Annotated in this window: 16 protein-coding genes; 7 read left to right on the forward strand and 9 right to left on the reverse strand. The window is 59.3% G+C overall.

Features of this window, described 5'->3' with window-relative positions; genetic code table 11:
• Positions 1–112: 112 nt before the first annotated feature.
• Positions 113–1,636 carry an MFS transporter gene (locus tag BBOH_RS05470; protein WP_237743145.1) on the reverse strand — a complete coding sequence of 508 codons (1,524 nt, stop codon included), beginning with the start codon at positions 1,634–1,636 and terminating at the stop codon, positions 113–115.
• 274 nt (positions 1,637–1,910) lie between these two features.
• Positions 1,911–2,105: a 50S ribosomal protein L28 gene (gene rpmB, locus BBOH_RS05475; protein WP_033521429.1), complete on the reverse strand. Its 195-nt coding sequence runs from the start codon at positions 2,103–2,105 to the stop codon at positions 1,911–1,913.
• A gap of 519 nt (positions 2,106–2,624) precedes the next feature.
• Here rpmB and BBOH_RS09575 point away from each other — a divergent pair.
• The 3 genes from BBOH_RS09575 (at position 2,625) to BBOH_RS05495 (ending at position 5,155) form a co-directional block, all read left to right on the forward strand.
• Positions 2,625–3,314 (forward strand): sortase, encoded by a 690-nt coding sequence (locus BBOH_RS09575; protein WP_074428535.1) that lies wholly within the window; start codon positions 2,625–2,627, stop codon positions 3,312–3,314.
• Between the two features lie 236 nt (positions 3,315–3,550).
• Entirely contained in the window at positions 3,551–4,321 is a 771-nt protein-coding gene (locus BBOH_RS05490) for a TetR/AcrR family transcriptional regulator (protein WP_081930344.1), read from the forward strand.
• A gap of 78 nt (positions 4,322–4,399) precedes the next feature.
• Positions 4,400–5,155 carry a mechanosensitive ion channel family protein gene (locus tag BBOH_RS05495; protein WP_033521432.1) on the forward strand — a complete coding sequence of 252 codons (756 nt, stop codon included), beginning with the start codon at positions 4,400–4,402 and terminating at the stop codon, positions 5,153–5,155.
• A 121-nt stretch (positions 5,156–5,276) separates the two neighbouring features.
• On the opposite strand, the gene BBOH_RS08820 is transcribed toward BBOH_RS05495, so the two are convergent.
• The 4 genes from BBOH_RS08820 to BBOH_RS05520 all read right to left on the reverse strand — a co-directional run bounded on the left by BBOH_RS08820 (position 5,277) and on the right by BBOH_RS05520 (position 10,428).
• Positions 5,277–6,878, reverse strand: coding sequence for a CPBP family intramembrane glutamic endopeptidase (locus tag BBOH_RS08820; RefSeq protein ID WP_143242415.1), 1,602 nt, complete (start codon positions 6,876–6,878; stop codon positions 5,277–5,279).
• A gap of 124 nt (positions 6,879–7,002) precedes the next feature.
• Positions 7,003–8,211 carry a D-alanine--D-alanine ligase family protein gene (locus tag BBOH_RS05510; RefSeq protein WP_033521435.1) on the reverse strand — a complete coding sequence of 403 codons (1,209 nt, stop codon included), beginning with the start codon at positions 8,209–8,211 and terminating at the stop codon, positions 7,003–7,005.
• 217 nt (positions 8,212–8,428) lie between these two features.
• Positions 8,429–9,424, reverse strand: coding sequence for an NAD(P)H-dependent glycerol-3-phosphate dehydrogenase (locus tag BBOH_RS05515; RefSeq protein ID WP_033521436.1), 996 nt, complete (start codon positions 9,422–9,424; stop codon positions 8,429–8,431).
• Positions 9,421–10,428 (reverse strand): lysophospholipid acyltransferase family protein, encoded by a 1,008-nt coding sequence (locus tag BBOH_RS05520; protein WP_081930345.1) that lies wholly within the window; start codon positions 10,426–10,428, stop codon positions 9,421–9,423. The genes BBOH_RS05515 and BBOH_RS05520 overlap by 4 nt, the downstream gene beginning before the upstream one ends.
• On the opposite strand from BBOH_RS05520, the gene BBOH_RS05525 reads away from it, so the two are divergent.
• Positions 10,418–10,633: a hypothetical protein gene (locus BBOH_RS05525; protein ID WP_143242417.1), complete on the forward strand. Its 216-nt coding sequence runs from the start codon at positions 10,418–10,420 to the stop codon at positions 10,631–10,633. The genes BBOH_RS05520 and BBOH_RS05525 overlap by 11 nt on opposite strands.
• Before the next feature lie 48 nt (positions 10,634–10,681).
• Here BBOH_RS05525 and murA read toward each other — a convergent pair whose 3' ends face one another.
• From murA to leuC, 3 genes are all read right to left on the reverse strand, one after another.
• On the reverse strand, positions 10,682–12,049 hold the full coding sequence (murA, locus tag BBOH_RS05530; protein WP_044098157.1) for a UDP-N-acetylglucosamine 1-carboxyvinyltransferase: 1,368 nt from the start codon (positions 12,047–12,049) through the stop codon (positions 10,682–10,684).
• 445 nt (positions 12,050–12,494) lie between these two features.
• Complete coding sequence (gene leuD, locus BBOH_RS05535) at positions 12,495–13,175, reverse strand: 3-isopropylmalate dehydratase small subunit (protein ID WP_033521438.1); 681 nt, start codon at positions 13,173–13,175, stop codon at positions 12,495–12,497.
• Between the two features lie 182 nt (positions 13,176–13,357).
• On the reverse strand, positions 13,358–14,761 hold the full coding sequence (leuC, locus tag BBOH_RS05540) for a 3-isopropylmalate dehydratase large subunit (protein ID WP_033521439.1): 1,404 nt from the start codon (positions 14,759–14,761) through the stop codon (positions 13,358–13,360).
• A 235-nt stretch (positions 14,762–14,996) separates the two neighbouring features.
• Between leuC and BBOH_RS05545 the strand changes: the two genes are divergently transcribed.
• The 3 genes from BBOH_RS05545 (at position 14,997) to BBOH_RS05555 (ending at position 18,107) form a co-directional block, all read left to right on the forward strand.
• Entirely contained in the window at positions 14,997–15,737 is a 741-nt protein-coding gene (locus BBOH_RS05545; RefSeq protein WP_237743164.1) for an IclR family transcriptional regulator, read from the forward strand.
• 140 nt (positions 15,738–15,877) lie between these two features.
• On the forward strand, positions 15,878–16,876 hold the full coding sequence (locus tag BBOH_RS05550) for a ribokinase (RefSeq protein WP_033521441.1): 999 nt from the start codon (positions 15,878–15,880) through the stop codon (positions 16,874–16,876).
• Between the two features lie 187 nt (positions 16,877–17,063).
• Entirely contained in the window at positions 17,064–18,107 is a 1,044-nt protein-coding gene (locus BBOH_RS05555) for a LacI family DNA-binding transcriptional regulator (RefSeq protein ID WP_033521442.1), read from the forward strand.
• The last annotated feature ends 197 nt before the right edge of the window (positions 18,108–18,304 follow it).

The following is an 18,304-nucleotide window of genomic DNA, read 5'->3' on the forward strand; positions in this document are numbered from 1 at the left end:
TCGGAACCTTGATCCATGCATCCCACGGCAAAGGCCCCGCATGCCGACGATACGGCAAAACGAGGCCTTGATGCGTTACGTCACCGAGCGGGCTGATCATCGCGAACGGATGTCACCCCTGACGCACCGCCCCCTCGGAGACGGTGGAGGCCTTGAGCCAGAAGGAGGCGACCAACGCGATCACCGCCAACGCCAGCGCAAAAACAAAGCCCCACCGGCAACCGGCGACGAAGGCCGCTGCCTTGCCTGCGCCGGCCGCCTGCGCACCGGATTGACCGGCGCTGAGCAGAATGGTCGTGACTGCGGTGATCACCGCGCCCAGCACCTGCTGCAGCGTGTTGAGGATGGTCGAGCCGTCCGTGGAAAGATTCCCCGGCAGCGCGCCGAGCGCCGATGACTGTGCAGGGTTCATCGCCATCGGCACACCGATCATGAGGATGACGTGCGCGAAGACGACGAAGGCCAACGCCGAGTTCGGTCCTGCGAGCATGAGCAGCACGATTCCGACCACGGAAAGAGCCAAGCCGCCGCGAACTAGCCATTTGGCGCCGAAGATGTCGTAGAGCCGCCCGGAGATCATGGACATCGCCGCATTGACGATGCCGCCGGGCAACATCACCAGTCCGGTCAGGGCCACACGCACGCCCAAGCCGTTTTGCAGCTCCTGGGGCATCAGGTACATGGTCGCCAGGGTGATGCCGAAGTTCATCATCACGATGACCGCCCCGACGGCGAACTGGGGAATGGCCAGCGCGCGTAGGTCGATCACCGGGGCGGTCATATGCAACTGACGGTAGCTGTACCATGCGATGGCCGCGACGCCGACGACCAGAATAAGCACCACCTGCCATGCAAAGCCGAGCACGCTGACCAGACTCACGCCAAGCACCAGTCCGCCGAAGCCCAGAACCGAGGTCACGCACGAGAGCAGGTCGATGTGCGGACGCGTGAGCTCGTATGGATTGACCATCCAGACCGCGGAGCACACCAGCGCCACGACCGAGATGACCGCGAAGAACACGAAGATCGAACGCCAGGAGAACGCGGCGATCAGAGCGCCCGAAAGCGTCGGGCCGATGGCCGGGGCGAACATGACAACAAGAGCGGCGACCCCCATCGCTGAACCGATTTTGTTCAGCGGGAAGAGTTCAAGGATCACGGAGAACATCATCGGCAGCACCAGACCTGTCGAGACGCCCTGGATCACGCGACCGGCCAGCAGTACGCCGAACATCGAGGACGGCGAGGCCGCGCAGATCAGCGAGCCGACCAAAAAGGAGGAAAGCGCGACAAATACGAGGGTGCGGGTCTTGAACCATTTGGTCAAGAGGCTGGAGAAGGGCAGCACGACGCCGATGACGAGCATATAGCCCACCACCATCCATTGCGCGACGCCGGCCGAGATCCCGAAGCTCGCTTTGAAATCAGGCAACGCGATGTTCATGGAGGTCTCGCTGAGCATACCAAGGAAAGCCCCCATGTACAGGCCGAGCATGGCAAGGTGCGGGTGAGGCACCGCGCAACGCGCCTTTGGTTGATTCGGGGCACCACCGACCCCTTGCTGCGGCCTGAGACCGACGTTTTGTGATTGCCGCCCGTTTTCGGGCGCGGTGACACCAGGCATGGTAGAAACCATACTTCCCTTTCAATTGCGATTCCGTGACTTACCGCCGTTCAGGCCGCACGAAACCAATAAGATTCCACGCCCGAGGCGTGCTGCTTGGCGAGGGTGGCGCCATACGGCAACCGCTCCATAAACGGGAACCCCTCGTATTCCCGAAGCAAGTGGTCATTGTTCGCAACCCTTTGGACATTCCGGCCACCGTTGAGGTTACGTAACACCTCAATAAAAGACCCCCGACGTCTCATAACGTTCGGGGGTCAAAGCTTAAAAAGCCGAATACCGCGATTCACGCGACCACACGCTGAACCTTACCTGCCTTGAGGCATTTGGCGCACACGCGCACGCGGACATTCTGCCCGTCAACGGTGGTGCGGACCTGCTGGAGGTTCGGGCGGAAGACGCGCTTATTGCGGATATGTGAATGCGAAACAGTGTAACCGGACTGCGGTCCCTTGCCGCACACCGCGCAACGAGCTGCCATGATGACTCCCTATAATTGACTATACGCCTATATGCCCTGAGACTAAGCCGTTGGGCCACCCAAAGCATGCAACTTCTCAAGTATACATGATGCCCGGACCAGCCTTGGCACGACACCATAGGCCCCTTCGACCGGCTTTCGGCGGTGGCCGCGGGAAAGACCTTCAACTCCATGCCCTGCGTTACATTTAAGCGTATACATAATACATGTGGGACGGGTCTTCCGCGTCTTCATCGCAATAGCACAAGATTACAACGCACGTATCGCCGCATCCGGACAATACCATTTGGGTGAAGTGCGTGACGTGTTCAGCAGACACCCGGACGAGGATACCGAATCGATCAAGGATGCGGAATACCAATCCATGTTGCATAAGCCTCGCAGGGTAATGGGCGCCCTACGCATCCCCAAGGTCTCGATCAATCTTCCGATCTACCACGGCACCGCCTCGTCCACGCTGGCCGTCGGCGCAGGGCATCTTTACGGCACCTGCCTGTCGGCGGCAAATCCACCAACAGCGTGCTCACGGGCCATCGTGGCCTGCCTGACGCCCTGCTGTTCACCCGTCTCGACGAATTGGGCAGGGGCGACCCGATATACATACAAACCCTCAGCCGCACCATCGGGTATAGGGTCACCGCCCTTCGCGTCGTCAAACCGACCGACACGCGTTTCTACAAGGTGGTGCCAGGCAAGGATCTCGTGACGCTGATGACCTGCACTCCGTACGGGGTAAACACCGAACGTCTCGTCATCGCAGCCGAACGCGCCAACATCCCCGAAGAGATCCCCCGATCTTGCCGACAACAAGGACGCCGTGCTTCACGGCACGGTAACCGCGATAGTGCTGCTGCTGGCCGGCCTGGCATGGATCCTGATCCGAAACGCCTGCGCCATTGCCCCCCCCCCGCCTTGGCACTACGACGGTTCCCCCGTACCGAAGACCGGCCCGTTCCCGCGCCTGCTCGACCGAGGTCCGCCGAATCTAGGCAGCCTGCCTGGCCTGTCCAACAGCCGAAAGCAACAACGCAACCAGCTGGGGCCATAAGCATAGGCAACCCATTGGCTCGAGATCATTCGAGGATCCGGGACAGCCATTATTCGTTCGCCAGATTATCCAAACACGGCGCGGCAATGCCGATCGGAGAACGGATTCCTGCCGCCGCATTTTCATATTCGCATCTCATCGTATTATCGCTCTGGGCGTAATACTGGCCGATCGTTGAGCCTGCACTTAGAGTTGAGAGGTCATTACAATTCAACAATTTGAGCTACAAGTCATTCTGCCGATCGACAATTCTGAAGTTTTCACCTCACTCGGGCAAAGAGGGAATCGCTATTTGGCAGATCGTCGTTTCAATTGGCGCAAAACGTAATTGCCGCCTAAGATGGTGGCAATAGCGCGTTGCGCAAGAATAACTACGTAACACAATCAGGGAAGCACAATGTCCAGACCACGTCATGACTCAAGCCAGCCGTCGGCTACTATTCGCATGGAAGAAGCGTTCTGGGAGTTGCTCGAAGAGAAGCGGTATAGCAAAATCACCGTCACCGATATCGTCGAACGGGCAGACGTGAACCGCAACTCGTTCTACTATCATTACAACAAATTGAACGCCCTGGCACAGTCGGCCGTGCGCCACTGCGTCGAAGACATCGTCAAGACGTTGCCGGAGATAGGCCAGGATTACTCGGAGACATGGCGCAACATCGTGGTACAGACCTTAGGCGTGCCATCGAACATGAAGAACCTCAGACGCATTCGCCTGCTCGTCGGCGAGCACAGTTGCGCACGGCTGTTGGAGTGCATCAACGAAACAATGTACGACTGCTTAGGCAAGTGGCTCAACTTGGGCGACGAAATCGGGACCGTCTCAGGGCTGACGCTGGAGTTCACCGTCGGCGGCCTCCTGTGCCTCATATCCGCTTGGCCCGCTCTTAAACACCATTGCAACATCAATGAATTGAATAACCTCGACAGCGCCCTGATCGCACGATCGGTATACCTGACCCTGACCAACGAACGTGCACCCTCCCTCCAGATACAACTACTGCGTATGGCCCTCAAAGAAACCAATGACTCAATGATCGACGCGATCCACAAGACCGAAACGGAGGACCCTGAGTTCAAACAGGAAATGGACAGCCTACTTGTAGGCATGCGGCACGCCGAGCAGCGAAACGACAATCCACAAGCGCCCCACACCTCGGAGTAAGACCGTCGGATAGACCACGGACACATCAAGTCTCCACAATGAGGCACGCAATGCCTCCATTGCGCTAGGATACTTGATATGGAGTTCCTATTGACATGGCTGAAGCGCAACGACTATAAGCTCATTTTCCTCGCCGTCACCGTGCTCGTGGCTTTTATTGCGGCAAAGATCGCGGCAAAGACATTGAGACGTCTGCTTGACAGGTCGAACATCCCGAACGCCTCGATTTTCGTCAACCTCGTGCTTGCCGCAATCTGGATAATCGCCGCGGCCATGGTGCTCCAACCGGTCTTTGGGATCAATCCCACCACCATCGTCACCGCTCTGGGCATAGGTGGCTTGGCCATTTCGCTCGGCCTTAAAGACACCATCGCCAATATCGTGTCCGGTTTCGGACTAATGGCCGGGCACGTCATCCAACCCGGCGACTACGTCTCCATCTCCGGCGTCACGGGAATCGTAAAGGACATCACCTGGCGGCAAACCGTGGTACGGGAGGCCAACGGCAACGAACTGATCATCCCCAACTCCGTGCTCAACACCTCACAACTTGAACGACTGGACGACCTCAACACATCCTGCATCACCGTCCCGTTCACCATCAAGCCCGGCACGGATCTCAGCAAGGCCTTGGAAAAGCTGACACAGCATGCGACGGATGCGACTTCGGGGCTTGCCCTGCGCAAACCGTCGATACGCATACGCCTCATCAGCTATGCCGCCGCCACGGGAACCTCGGCCGAGTTGCTCGCGTTCGCCAAGGAGACCACCTCTCCGGACACTCTGCGCAACACGGTCGTCAAGAGTCTGGCCGCCGAAGAGTTCATCGCCTGAGGTGCACCGGAGACATGAAATGCACGGATGAAGGCAACCGGACGTCATGTCAAAAAGCCGTCCAAGCCGTGAGCGGCTACCGTATACCGGATGCCCTTCAACACCGACATCATGGAAACGGTCAGGAAACCAACGACACCACCATCAAAATTGCCGAAAGTATCGCAAACGTGATTATTCCTGCGTTCCCCAACGCAACCTTAGCGCGGAAACCAGCCGGGATCTCCTGCGGAGTGCGGTGGAAAATCAACTTCTTACGGTTCACGATGGCGACGATGACACCTACAACGGTCAACACCAATCGGAACAGCAGCAACACCAGCAACGGTAGCAACTCCATGACCTGCCCGCTTCGCACCAGCCTCAAGAGGTCGGATGAGTCGCCGCCCAAAGCATCCATCGTCTTCTGACTTATCATTGACATACATATCATCGGCAGGAATCCTCCGATGAAGTTGAACAGCATATGCATGGCGACCGTGTAGCGCATCCGCCCCGTACGCACGTACACATAGCCCAGAATCAACCCTAACCCAGCGGCATAGAAGAATTGGAAGAGGTTGCCGTGGAGTAGTCCGAAAATGACCGCCGATACCACGATCGCTAGCTTTTCACCGTACGGCAGCAGGCGATCAATAACCAGTTTGCGGCAAAGCCACTCCTCGAAAATCGGTGCGAGAATCACGGTAAACACGAACACGGAGCCAAGGTCAAGGCGGTTGAGCAGCTTGTCGAGCCCATTCTGCGCCTGACCGTTCGACACCAGATTCGAAAGCCCGGTGCCGATCAGACCGCCGACGAACGAGACGGGGAAACTAAGGGCGAACAGCCCGAAGAACCGGGCGGGTCCGATGCGCGATGTGGTGCGTTGAATCACAGGTAATCGGCGGAAAATCAATAGTGACAGCGGAATCGCCACCAAGTACAGCGGACCGTTGCCCAAAACGATCGTCGCCCAACCCGGCAAATGGGAGACGGGGCCGACGAAGGCCGTAACAACGGACGTAATGATGAGCTGAAGCAGCATCCACACCGCCACAACCATCACCATGGCGAACCCGACGGCGGAGAAGACCTTCCGCGCAGACCGAAGCCACTGCTGCATATGCTGGTTGACCCAATACATCGGTTGGGGTCGGGACTGAGTCTGTGGGATATATTGCGGTCGATACTGCAACCACGGTTCGGACTGCGGTCGGGCCGCATACTGATACTGCTGTTGCAACTGTGGTTGCGCAGGATATAGGGGTTGCGGACGGTTTTGCGACTGGGACCCAGATACGTACTGCGGCTGGGATTGAGTCTGTGGAAGATATTGATATTGTGGTTGCGGTGTTGGAGCGTACTGTGATTGCGGCTGGTACGCCTGTTGCGACTGGCGCTCGGACTGCGGCTCAACCCGGTACCGATTGTACGACAGGTACTGGGGTTGAGGTCGCTGCGGATTCTGCGGGTACTGACTCTGTTGGGCGACGTGCTGCGGCTGGCTTGGGCGCTGAGACTGAGCCTGCCATTGAACCCCCTGTCGCGATTCGAAAACCTGTCCGGCCGGTACAGTAGCGGAATCATCCGGCTCGTCCGCAACACGAGGTACCCCGCCCTCGGTCGCGTCCGAAACAGGCTGCGAAGCCGCAACAATACCATCCGGTGATGTTGCGCAATCGTCGACCTTCAAACGGCCTCCATGCCCTGAACCATCAAAACGAGGCTGCTGATCGTCCACGTTCCCACCTTCATCCCTGGTTTGTACCGCAGTGCCTTATGCCTCAGCAGCGCCAAATTCGCAGATCGGAACCGCACCCAGCATTACCGGTAACATTAGCACACCGTTATACTCGGTCACGCGGCTATCTCGACACCCCGTCGATCAGTCTGCTGATCAGTTCACCGTACTCCACGCCAGTGGCCTGCCAGGCCTTGGGGTACATCGAAATCGGAGTGAAACCGGGCATGGTGTTGATCTCGTTGACCATAACCGTACCGTCGGGAGTCACGAACGTATCGACTCGAGACAAACCCGCGCCATCCACAGCCTTGAACGCCTGAACCGCGATACGGCGCACTCGTTCAAGAACCTCGGCCGGCAGTCGGGCAGGAACCTCGACATGCGAAGCCCGCGAATCGGTGTATTTGCTGTCGAAATCGTAGAACTGGTCACCGCCGTCCTCGCGCCTGTCGAGCACTATCTCACCGGGCCATGCGGCCTGCGGCTCCTCAGTGGCCACCGGCGCCAAGATTGCGCATTCAATCTCGCGTCCTTCGATGCCCTGCTCGACCAGAACCTTCCAGTCATGACGCGAGGCCTCCAGCAGCGCGGCCGCCAACTCGGCCTCGTCACGCGGGTTTTCCAGCTTGGTCACCCCGAAGCTGGAGCCGGCACGGGACGGCTTGACAAAGAGCGGATATTTGAGTTTTGCATCGTTTATGCGTGACATGACCTGCTTGGCACCGGCCGTGAATCCATCGGCTGCGTCAAACCCGCGCGTATCCACAACGACATCGGGTGCCACGGGGATACCGGCCGCGCGCAACAGCGCCTTCGTGAAAGCCTTGTCCATGCAGGCGGCAGAAGCAAAGACGCCACAACCGACGTACGGCACGCCCATCATCTCCAATAGGCCCTGCACCGTGCCATCTTCGCCGTAAGGACCATGCAATACAGGAAAAACGGCGTCTATGAAACCAAGGGAGACGAGGCTGCCGTCAGGCTGACGGGCGAAGAAGCCGTTGTTGCCAAGGGACACATCGAGCACCACCGGGCTAGGGGCCGTAACGCCGATAGTCGAGGCGCTTCGCGACACAACCGAGCCTTGGTCCGACGCTGGCGCCGGCCGGTCAACAACGTCCCGAACCACGGGCATGGAACCGTCGCTGACATCAAATTCACGTGGATCGGGACCGCCAACCACCCACTGACCGTCCTTGGTGATCCCGATCGGCACCGGCTCGAAGCGCCCGGTGTCGATGGCGCTGAGAACACCTGCCGCTGAAATACAGGAAATCGAATGCTCGTCCGCCTTACCGCCATACAGTACCATCACGCGTTTTCTACGCATCTCAACCTCAATTCACCAAGACATGATTCTTCAGCCAAGACTAGTCGCCAATGCGAGCAGCACAAGAACGCGAGCGCACATTGGCACAAACCCGATGCAGAACGGGTCGTACATCGTCGTGATGGAAAAGCGCATCGCGATCCGTCACAATCAATGTTTCAGCCGGGTTGTCGCAACAGGCTCCTGAGGGCCTCGCGGCCCGTCCGCCCCCGACCTTTCAGCGTTCCCAGTCGCCACCCATCGCTTGTTCGAGCATCCGGGCGCAATCAATGCCTTCCTCAAGCACGGTTTGCATCGCGCTTGCCAAGGACGTGGGGACGCCGAGCGACTTGCCCATCGCCACGACCGCGGCGGTGGTAGGCACGCCTTCAGCCACGCCATCACTGACCTTCGCGGCCTGTTCGACACTCAGCCCCTTGCCGAGATTCGCGCCGAACGTATAATTGCGGCTCAACGGGGAGGCGCAGGTCGCGATCAGATCGCCCACCCCCGCAAGACCATAGAAGGTTTCCGCCTTGGCGCCGGCGGCCACGCCGAGCTGCACGAGCTCCGAAAGCCCCTCTGACTGGACCATCGCGGCCGTGTTCTCGCCATAACCTGCCCCGCGCGTCATACCTACGGCCAAAGCGACGACGTTCTTGAGCGAGCCGCACAATTCCAAGCCAATCACATCGTCGGAAGCGTACAGCTTGAAATACCTGGTGGCGGCTGCCTGCGCGACGAAGTACGCCACGGCAAGATCGGCGGAGGCCACCACCGCGCCTGTTGGTTCACGCGCGGCGACCTCCCGACTGAGGTTCGGGCCCGAAATGGCCGCGAACCGCTCGGCGGGCAGGCCACCGAGCGCCTCGCGCACCACCTGATCCATACGCTTGTCCGTGGAGCGCTCAATGCCCTTCATCAGAGAAACGACGACGGCATCCTGCGCGATCATCGGAGCGAAGGGCTCCAACGCCTCGCGAGCATGCTGGGCCGCGATGGCGACCACCACGATCCGCGCGCCTTCGACGGCCTGAGCCCTGTCGCCCGTGGCGGTCATATTGACCGGCAGACGTCCGACACTGGGCAGACGCACCTCGTTGCAGTGACGGTCGCGTATGCCCTCCACGATCTGGGGCTCGCGCGCCCACATCATCACGTCGTTGCCCGCGTCCGCGAGCACCTGGCCGAAGGCCGTGCCCCACGCGCCTGCACCCAATACGGCGATTCTCATGACTGTGCCCCCTTGTCCACCATGTTCAGGCCCGGATCGACCCCGCTTTCGCCTATTACGCCATCGGTCGGAGTTTCGGTCGCCAAAGCGGACGAGCCGATTCTCCAATCAAAGTCTTGCGGCCACGGTTTGCGGGTCATCGTGCGAAAATCCCAATAACCCTCGGCCGGAGGCTCCTCACCTCGGATTTCGGCCAGAAGGGCGACCAGGCGCAAATGGACACGTCGGACCAGCTCATCGACCAGCTCCTTTGGCGGTTCATCACCCCATGCACCCATGTCCTTCAACAAATCGCCGTATGGCAACCGATCGTCGAAACAGCTCACCACATTGCGACGCGGCCACGGCCACCACTGATTGATGCTGGCGGCGCCCCAAGTGGCCGAGCAATGAAGCGGAACCTCCCGACCCAACCGGCGCGAAGCCTCAAGAGCAATGATACCGACGCCGGGCTTGAGACTCATCGGCCATTTTTGAGGGTCACGGGTCAGAGTACCTTCAGGCCATAAGGTCAGCGGACGGCCGGAAGCGAGAATCCTGATCGATTCGCTTTCGATGGCCAGCGCCTTGCCGCTGCCACGCTCGACCGGCTGCATGCCGACCAGCTGGAACCATCTGCCGATCAGCGGCCACGTTGCCATCTCCGCCTTGGCCATGAAACGCGGACGACGGCCCTGATGGAAGATCGACATCATCGGGATAAAGACATCATACATCGCGACATGCGTGCAGGCGACAATGAACGGCCCGTTGGTCGGAACGCGATCGTATCCCCATGCCTTCACCCTGCTGCGCTGACGCATCACGATTGAAACGCCTTCAAGCAACCGCGCCGTGGCCCGTGGATTCTGCGCCCCGATTTCTGGCGCGTCTGGCATACGAGGCCCGTTGGGGTAATAACGCGTCACATCCACCAGATTATGCCGCTCACCCAGGCGCGCCACCTGCTCGTTGCTCAACGGCCGCACCGACGAGCGCGGCGAGGGTTTCCCTTTGGAAGTCATAGCGTCCATTGTGCCCCAAGGCACGGAATACCGCTCTTCCGACCGTGATTTCGCGCAGAACCGGCCTTCAGCGGGCAACGGTTTCAATTCCACCGTCACTGCGCGTATGAAGGATCGCCGGCGCACCCCTCTGAAACCGAACACGGCAGGAACGGCCGTTTTGATTTTAGTAGGGCGACATGCGACGATGCCGGATGTCAACTGAATGAAAACCGCGAGCAGAATAAGGTCGAACGGAGGCGGGGTCCGAAAATCAGTCGATATCGGCACCGAGGGCGGCGAGCTTGCCTCGGAAATCGGCGTAGCCACGGTCGATCAGACTGATGCCCTGCACATTTGACGGGCCTTTGGCCGCCAAAGCCGCGATCAAATGACTGAAACCACCGCGCAAATCCGGCACATCGATATCGCGCCCTTCAAGCGGGGTGGGACCGAAGATGACCGCTGAATGCTTGTAATTGCGCTGCTGGAAGCGGCAGGGCAGACTACCGAGGCACTCGCGGTAAAGCTGGATGGTCGCGCCCATCTGCACAAGGGGTTTCGTGAAGCCGAAACGGTTCTCATAAACGGTCTCGTGGACGATCGACAAACCGTTGGCCTGGGTGAGCGCCACGACAAGCGGCTGCTGCCAGTCGGTCATGAAACCTGGGTGCACGTCGGTCTCGATCGCCACGGGCTTGAGGTCCCCGCCCGGGTGCCAGAAGCGGATGCCCTTGTCCGTCACATCGAACTCACCGCCGATCTTGCGGTATACGTTCAAAAAGGTCATCATCTCCGGCTGCGTGGCGCCCTTGACGAAAATGTCGCCGTGGGTGGCCAAGGCGGCACTCGCCCAGGACGCGGCCTCGATTCGGTCGGTCAGCGCGGTGTGGGTGAAGCCTTCGAGTTTCTTGACCCCTTCGATACGGAAGGTGCGATCGACATCCACGGAGATGATGGCGCCCATCTTCTGCAATACGGCGACGAGATCCATGATCTCCGGTTCGGTCGCCGCGCCGGAAAGCTCGGTGCGCCCCTCGGCCTGCACCGCGGCGAGCAGGGTCTGCTCGGTGGCCCCCACTGAGGGGTACGGCAGATGTATCTTCGCGCCGTGCAGCCCATTGGGGGCGGTGATGTGAATGCCGTCGGCATGCTCCTTGTCGACGTTCGCACCAAGCTTGCGCAACGTGTCCAAGTGGAAATCAATCGGACGACCGCCGATGTTGCATCCACCGAGCTGCGGGATGAACGCCTCGCCAAGCCTGTGCAGCAGCGGACCGGAGAACAGAATCGGAATGCGCGAGGAGCCCGAAAGCGTATCCACATCGGCCACATCGGCCAGCTGAACATTCGTCGCGTCAATGGTCAGGATGCCCTTTTCGTCGTTCCATTCGACGGTCGCCCCATGCAGCCGCAACAGATCGGAGACCACATGCACATCGCGAATCTCAGGCACGTTCTTCAGTACGGATACACCGGGAGCCAGCAGAGCCGCAACCATCGCCTTGCTGACGAAATTCTTCGCGCCACGCACTTTGATGGTGCCGTTGAGCGGTTTCCCGCCCACTACGTGCAATACATCGTTTTCTTGTTGTTCAGCCACCACTGCCCCACTTTCATCATTTTCACCGCACGCCGCCATCAACACCGCCCGGCTTCACGATTCTTGACGCCATACGCCTACGCGATTGTGGCGCCGAAAACCGATTTCAATGCCATCCTCTATACAGTGTGCCACAACGGTTGTGGCGGCTCGGTGAACATAAGCCGCAAGTATGAATTTTTCGCGACCAGAAATAGCCGCTTTCCGTGACCGAAGCACGTTGTTCGGCCCGACAAGCTTTCAGCAACCCAATAGAGTTCACCGACACACCCGAATGGACGGTTTTCGGCATAAATACCGGTTCATGACGAAAAAGGGACACTGACAGACACTAAAAGGCCATTTTTCGGCATAACTCAAACTTCATGCCGAAAAAGGGACACCGACAGACACTAAAAGGCCATTTTTTGGCGCAAACACCGGTTTATGCCGAAAAGGAGCCGTCGGATTGGCACGACGCTGAAATGACACCACGCTGAAATGGCTACGCTCCCATTGGGCCGAACCAGTCGCCGCCACCGACCGGGCGCGCCGAGGAAATCGGCCGCTCGGGTTCATGCAGGGCGGGTAGGGTTTTGGGCTTGAATGGGAAGCACTCGGCGCGCTTGGCTTCGTAGGCGGCGATGGCATCCTCATGCTGCAAGGTCAGGTCGATGTCGTCATAGCCGTTCATCAAACGCCAACGTGTGTAGTCGTTGACTTCGAAGGGCAACGTCACGTCGCCGCAGTTCACCGTGCGCTGGACCAGATCGACCGTCATCTCGCGCCCGGGCTCCTGCTCGAGCAGCTTCCAGAGCAGCTCGACGCTTTCCTGAGGCATCACGGCCGCCAGCACACCGTTTTTAGCGGTGTTGCCATAGAAAATATCCGCGAACCGAGAGCAAATCACGACACGGAAACCGTAGTCTTTCAAGGCCCACACCGCATGTTCGCGCGAAGAGCCGATGCCGAAATCCGGACCGGTGACCAGAATCCGTCCCTTATCGCGGTATTCGGGCTGGTTGAGCACGAAGTTCGGGTCGCGCCGCCAGGAGTAAAACAGCGCATCCTCGAAGCCCGTCCTGGTCACGCGCTTCAAGAAGACGGCCGGAATGATCTGGTCGGTGTCGACGCTCGACCTTCGAAGCGGTACGCCCACACCGTTAACCACCGTAAGCTTCTCCATGTTCTGTTCTCTTTCGCTCTTGTCCGACTTGCTATCGTCCGGTCGTTGTTTGATGAATCCAAAGGCTTTGCCGCAACCGACGGGCGGCCAAAACCCCGAACCACCTCCGCCGCCATCCGTCTTCCCGCCCGGAAATGGAGGAACATCACGATTCCATCACATCCGCCGCGAATCCATGTTCACTACAAATCGGCGGGACCGGATATCGTGCCACGGATCGCAGTCGCAGCGGCAACCAACGGGGAGGCCAGATGCGTACGACTGCCCTTGCCCTGACGACCTTGGAAATTGCGGTTCGAAGTCGAAATCGAACGCTCGCCCGGCATCATCTTGTCCTGGTTCATCCCCAGGCACATCGAGCAACCGGCATTGCGCCATTCAGCCCCGAAGTCGGTGAATATCTTGTCAAGCCCTTCGCGTTCGGCCTGCAACCGCGCCCGGGAAGAGGCCGGGACCACCAGCACGCGATGGATGGAATCGGCCTTATGATGCCCCTTCATCACCGAAGCGGCGGCACGCAGATCCTCGATACGACCGTTGGTGCAGGAACCGATGAACACCGTATCCACAGGAATCGACTTGATCGGTGTGCCTGGTTTAAGACCCATGTAGTCGAGCGCCGCGACCGTGGACTCACGCTCGGCGACATCCGCGATGGCGGCCGGATCGGGCACGCTTGCGGTGATCGGCGCCCCCTGCCCCGGGTTCGTGCCCCAGGTGACGTATGGGGCCAGTTCGGCCGCATCAATCGTCACCTCCGCGTCAAAGACCGCGTCGTCGTCGGTTCTCAGCGTCTTCCAGTAGGCCACGGCCTGATCCCACATTTCGCCCTTGGGCGCGTGGGGACGTCCCTTCAGATATTCGAAGGTAGTCTCGTCCGGAGCAATCATGCCTGCGCGGGCACCCGCCTCGATGGACATGTTGCAAATCGTCATGCGCGCATCCATGGAAAGCGAGCGTATGGCCTCTCCGCGGTATTCGATGACATACCCCTGCCCGCCCCCGATACCGATTTTCGCGATAATCGCAAGAATGACGTCCTTGGCGCTCACTCCTTTCGGCAGCTTGCCTTCGACGTTGACGGCCATGGTCTTGAACGGTTTGAGAGACAGGGTTTGGGTGGCCATGACATGCTCGACCTCGCTGGTACCGATGCCGAACGCGAGCGCGCCGAACGCGCCGTGCGTGGAGGTGTGCGAATCGCCGCAGACGATGGTCATGCCCGGTTGCGTCAGCCCGAGGTTCGGAGCGAACGCGTGCACGATGCCCTGGTCGGCGTCGCCCAGCGGATGCAGTCGCACACCGAATTCCTTGCAGTTCTTTTCCAGTGTGGTCAGCTGTTTCGCCGAAACCTCGTCGGGATTGGGTTTGTCGATATCGATCGTGGGGGTGTTGTGGTCCTCCGTGGCGATGAGCAGGTCGGTGTGACGCGGCTTGCGTCCCGCCAGACGCAGGCCTTCGAACGCCTGCGGGCTGGTCACCTCGTGCATCAGCATCAGGTCGATGTAGATCAGGTCCGGAGCACCGTCGCTCACGTGCCGCACCAAATGGTCAGCCCAAACCTTTTCGGCCAATGTGCCACCCATGTAATCTCCTTGCGTCAGTCAATCGGTCCTCGAACGGCTTGCGGGCGCATCACAACTGCGCACCGGCATTGCATAGGTTTCGAGTATCGACACTTCACCTGAAAATGGACACTGTCATTCCGGAATATGAGATATCTGACCGCGTGTGTATTATTCGATTATGGACCCTATGACAGAAGCATCCGATAACAGCCAGCGCGACTTTCCCGTTGACACCTCAATCAACAAAGCCCAGATGATTGTGTCGTCGGATGAGATTCATTCCGGAGTCGGCGTTCTTGACAAGGCGGTAAAAATTCTTGAAGCGTTGGAGGCCGGTCCTGCCACGCTCGGCCAGCTCGTGGTCGCAACAGGGCTTGCGCGCCCGACGGCCCACCGTTTGGCGATTGCGCTCGAACGGCACCGTTTTGCGGTACGCGACCAGCACGGACGCTTTGTTCTTGGCTCGCGATTCGCCGAGTTGGCGGCGGCCGCCGGCGAAGACCGCCTCCTGACCGCAGCCGGCCCCATCCTGCAGACCCTGCTCGACCGCACCGGCGAGTCCGCGCAGATCTATCGCCGGCAAGGCGACCAGCGCGTGTGTATCGCAGCGGTCGAACGTCCGACGGGTCTGCACGACTCGATTCCGGTTGGCGCGATTCTGTCGATGCAAGCGGGGAGCGCTGCGCAAATCCTCACCGCCTGGGAGGAGTCCGAACAGATGCACCGAGGGCTACGTCACTCCAAGTTCACCGTTCAGACACTCGCCATGGTGCGGCGCCGCGGCTGGGCCGACTCGGTCAACGAACGCGAAGAGGGGGTGTGCTCGGTTTCGGCGCCGATTCGCAACGGCTCGGGCCAAGTGATTGCGGCCATCTCAATCTCAGGCCCCTCCGGGCGCATGGGCCCCACCCCAGGCCGCCGTTACGCACCATACGTCATGGCAGGGGGGCGCTATCTGACCGAGACGCTTGCGAAGGCGAGCGCCAGGCAGTAACCCGCGCGGTTCGGGTCTTTTGCCATAGCGCTCACCAGGTTTCCCCCGCGATTCGGCCATTCCGGATATTTGACTTTTGTGATAAAACGTTTTATCATAGGTTGGCATCATTCAACGGAAGAATACGAAATCGAGGATTCATGCCTGACGCAACCTTGTCGCTCTTTGACAACATTTCCGGATCAGTGAGCATAGTCGGCTCGATGAACGCGGACTACACGGTGACCACCGCGCGCCTGCCCCAACCCGGCGAGACCGTCAACGGCGGGCCATTGCAGATCCTGCCCGGAGGCAAATCAGGAAACCAGGCTGCGGCTGCGGCACGAATCGGCGCGAACGTGAGCATCTTCGGCGCCGTGGGCGACGACTCAAACGCCGACTTTCTGCTCGCCCAACTAGGCAACGCCAACGTCGACACCTCACATGTATCCCACGTCAAAGGCGCCAGCGGCACCACCGTCATCACCGTGGACGGCAACGGCGAGAACACCATCGTCTACTCCCCCGGCTCGAACGGCAAGGTCGACGTCGCCTATGTCGAGGCCCAGAAGGACGCCCTTCTCAGCTCATCCGTGCTTGGCCTGTGCCTGGAAAGTCCGATCGAGACCGTCACCGCCACTGCCAAAATGTGCCACGAAGCGGGAATCAAGGTTCTGCTCAACGACTCTCCGTTCCAAGACACGCTTCCAGACGAACTGATTCAATATTCCGACATTCTCCTGGTCAATGAGCATGAGATGGCCCAACTGCTCCGGATCGACGAGCCCCGGGATGGCGACTGGCTGGCGCCGGGCATCGACTGGAGCGCCATCGCCCGCACCATGGCCGATTTCGGATTCGACCAGGCCGTCGTCACGCTCGGCCACGAAGGCGCGCAGGTCATCGAGAACGGACAGGTCGAACACGTCGACGCGACGAAAATCCAAGCCAAGGACACTACCGGCTGCGGTGATGCCTTCATGGGCACCATATTGGCGGGGCTGGCCTCCGGATACGCCCTTAAGGACTGCGCGGCACTGGCCGCCTATGTGGCCGGCTACGCCGCCACAGGCTACGGCGCACAAGCCTCATACGGCACCGCCGACCAGATCCGTGAGTTCTTCGCACCCTCAGACGTCAGGAATGATTCGGTCAGGTAACGGCAATACGGGTCTGAGACCCGGACCAATCCACCGCAACCGAAAAATCGGAACAACCAGCCGAACCTGTGTCCGATAGCTTCATCACGACGGCCATATAGCTGAATTCCAATGGCATAAGGTATTATTGGGGGCATTCTCCACGAAGAAAGGGATCCATTCCCCGGGAAAGGCAGAGTTGACGGCAATGTCCCGCAAAGTGACAATCAAAGACGTGGCCAGACTTTCACACGTCTCGATCACCGCTGTCTCGCTGGTGCTGAACAACCGGCCGACCAGGATGTCGAAGGAAAAGCAGAAACTCATCATTGACACCGCCGAACGACTCCACTACATTCCCAACCAGGCGGCACGAAGTCTGGCCACAAACCGGTCCATGCTCCTGGCGCTGCTGGTTCCTGATATCGAGAACATGTTCTTCGCCTCGCTTTCCAAGGCATTGGAGGATGTAATCGGCAATGACGGATACTCGTTGCTCATCGCCAACTCTGACGACTCGCAGCAAACGGAACATCGGCTGCTCCGGCAATTCGCCGCGCGCGGCGTAGATGGCCTCTTCCTGATTCCCTCACGCGAATCCGCGAAACGGTCGGACGAACTGCAGAAGGACGTCGCCGATCTCGGTTTTCCCGTCGTGCTCACCGACAGACTGGTCAGCGAGCATTGGTGCGATGCCGTAGGTTCGGACAATTATGTTGGCGGCTCGCTGGCGGCGGAGACGCTTCTCACACAGGGGCATCGCCGCATCGCATGCATTTCCGGAGACGGCAGGACCGGCGAAACCAACAGACGTATAGCAGGTTTCAGCAACGCTCTTGACAAGGCCGGCTTCGGCCTAGATCCGGCACTCAATTGCGCGGGAAACTACCGTTTCGACGGTGGATACCGTGCGGCCGATCACATCATCGATGCGCATGCGACAGCCGTGTTCTGCGCCAACGACCTTATGGCGATGGGCTTCATCCAACGCCTTGAGGAACGCGGGCTCAGCTGTCCCGAGAATTGTTCGGTGATTGGTTACGACGACATTTCGCGACGTTTCGGGTTCAACCACCAGCTGACCACCCTCGACCAGAACATCCAGACGCTGGCAGAGACCTGCCATAAGATGATCTCCTCACGCCTTAGTCAGGTCGGAAGCGCTTCCTCGGAGCATCCGTGGCTGACCGATCCACAACAGAAATTCATCAAGCCGAAGCTTATCAGCCGCTCCACGGTCTCACATCTTTAGGCGCTTTCGTTCTCAAGCCATATGATCGACTCGATACCAAACGTTCATTTTCGACCAGTACGCGACCATCGCACCGTCTACTGATTAAAAACGGACGCTCGTGGCATCACTGCCCAGCAAACAGTAGTATTCTCTTCAAACACTTAGATTCCAACGTTTTCGACACCGTTTGATTTGACTTAGCGACCAAATTGCTT

Source organism: Bifidobacterium bohemicum DSM 22767 (assembly GCF_000741525.1).
GTDB lineage: Bacteria > Actinomycetota > Actinomycetes > Actinomycetales > Bifidobacteriaceae > Bifidobacterium > Bifidobacterium bohemicum.

Coding starts and splice junctions, on each gene's coding strand:
- BBOH_RS05470 (WP_237743145.1), bottom strand. CDS start 1,636: ATGGTTTCTACCATGCCTGGTGTCACCGCGCCCGAAAACGGGCGGCAA.
- BBOH_RS05545 (WP_237743164.1), top strand. CDS start 14,997: ATGATTGTGTCGTCGGATGAGATTCATTCCGGAGTCGGCGTTCTTGAC.
- rpmB (WP_033521429.1), bottom strand. CDS start 2,105: ATGGCAGCTCGTTGCGCGGTGTGCGGCAAGGGACCGCAGTCCGGTTAC.
- BBOH_RS05550 (WP_033521441.1), top strand. CDS start 15,878: ATGCCTGACGCAACCTTGTCGCTCTTTGACAACATTTCCGGATCAGTG.
- BBOH_RS05490 (WP_081930344.1), top strand. CDS start 3,551: ATGTCCAGACCACGTCATGACTCAAGCCAGCCGTCGGCTACTATTCGC.
- BBOH_RS05510 (WP_033521435.1), bottom strand. CDS start 8,211: ATGCGTAGAAAACGCGTGATGGTACTGTATGGCGGTAAGGCGGACGAG.
- murA (WP_044098157.1), bottom strand. CDS start 12,049: ATGGCGGCGTGCGGTGAAAATGATGAAAGTGGGGCAGTGGTGGCTGAA.
- leuC (WP_033521439.1), bottom strand. CDS start 14,761: ATGGGTGGCACATTGGCCGAAAAGGTTTGGGCTGACCATTTGGTGCGG.
- BBOH_RS05515 (WP_033521436.1), bottom strand. CDS start 9,424: ATGAGAATCGCCGTATTGGGTGCAGGCGCGTGGGGCACGGCCTTCGGC.
- BBOH_RS05555 (WP_033521442.1), top strand. CDS start 17,064: ATGTCCCGCAAAGTGACAATCAAAGACGTGGCCAGACTTTCACACGTC.
- leuD (WP_033521438.1), bottom strand. CDS start 13,175: ATGGAGAAGCTTACGGTGGTTAACGGTGTGGGCGTACCGCTTCGAAGG.
- BBOH_RS05520 (WP_081930345.1), bottom strand. CDS start 10,428: ATGACTTCCAAAGGGAAACCCTCGCCGCGCTCGTCGGTGCGGCCGTTG.
- BBOH_RS05495 (WP_033521432.1), top strand. CDS start 4,400: ATGGAGTTCCTATTGACATGGCTGAAGCGCAACGACTATAAGCTCATT.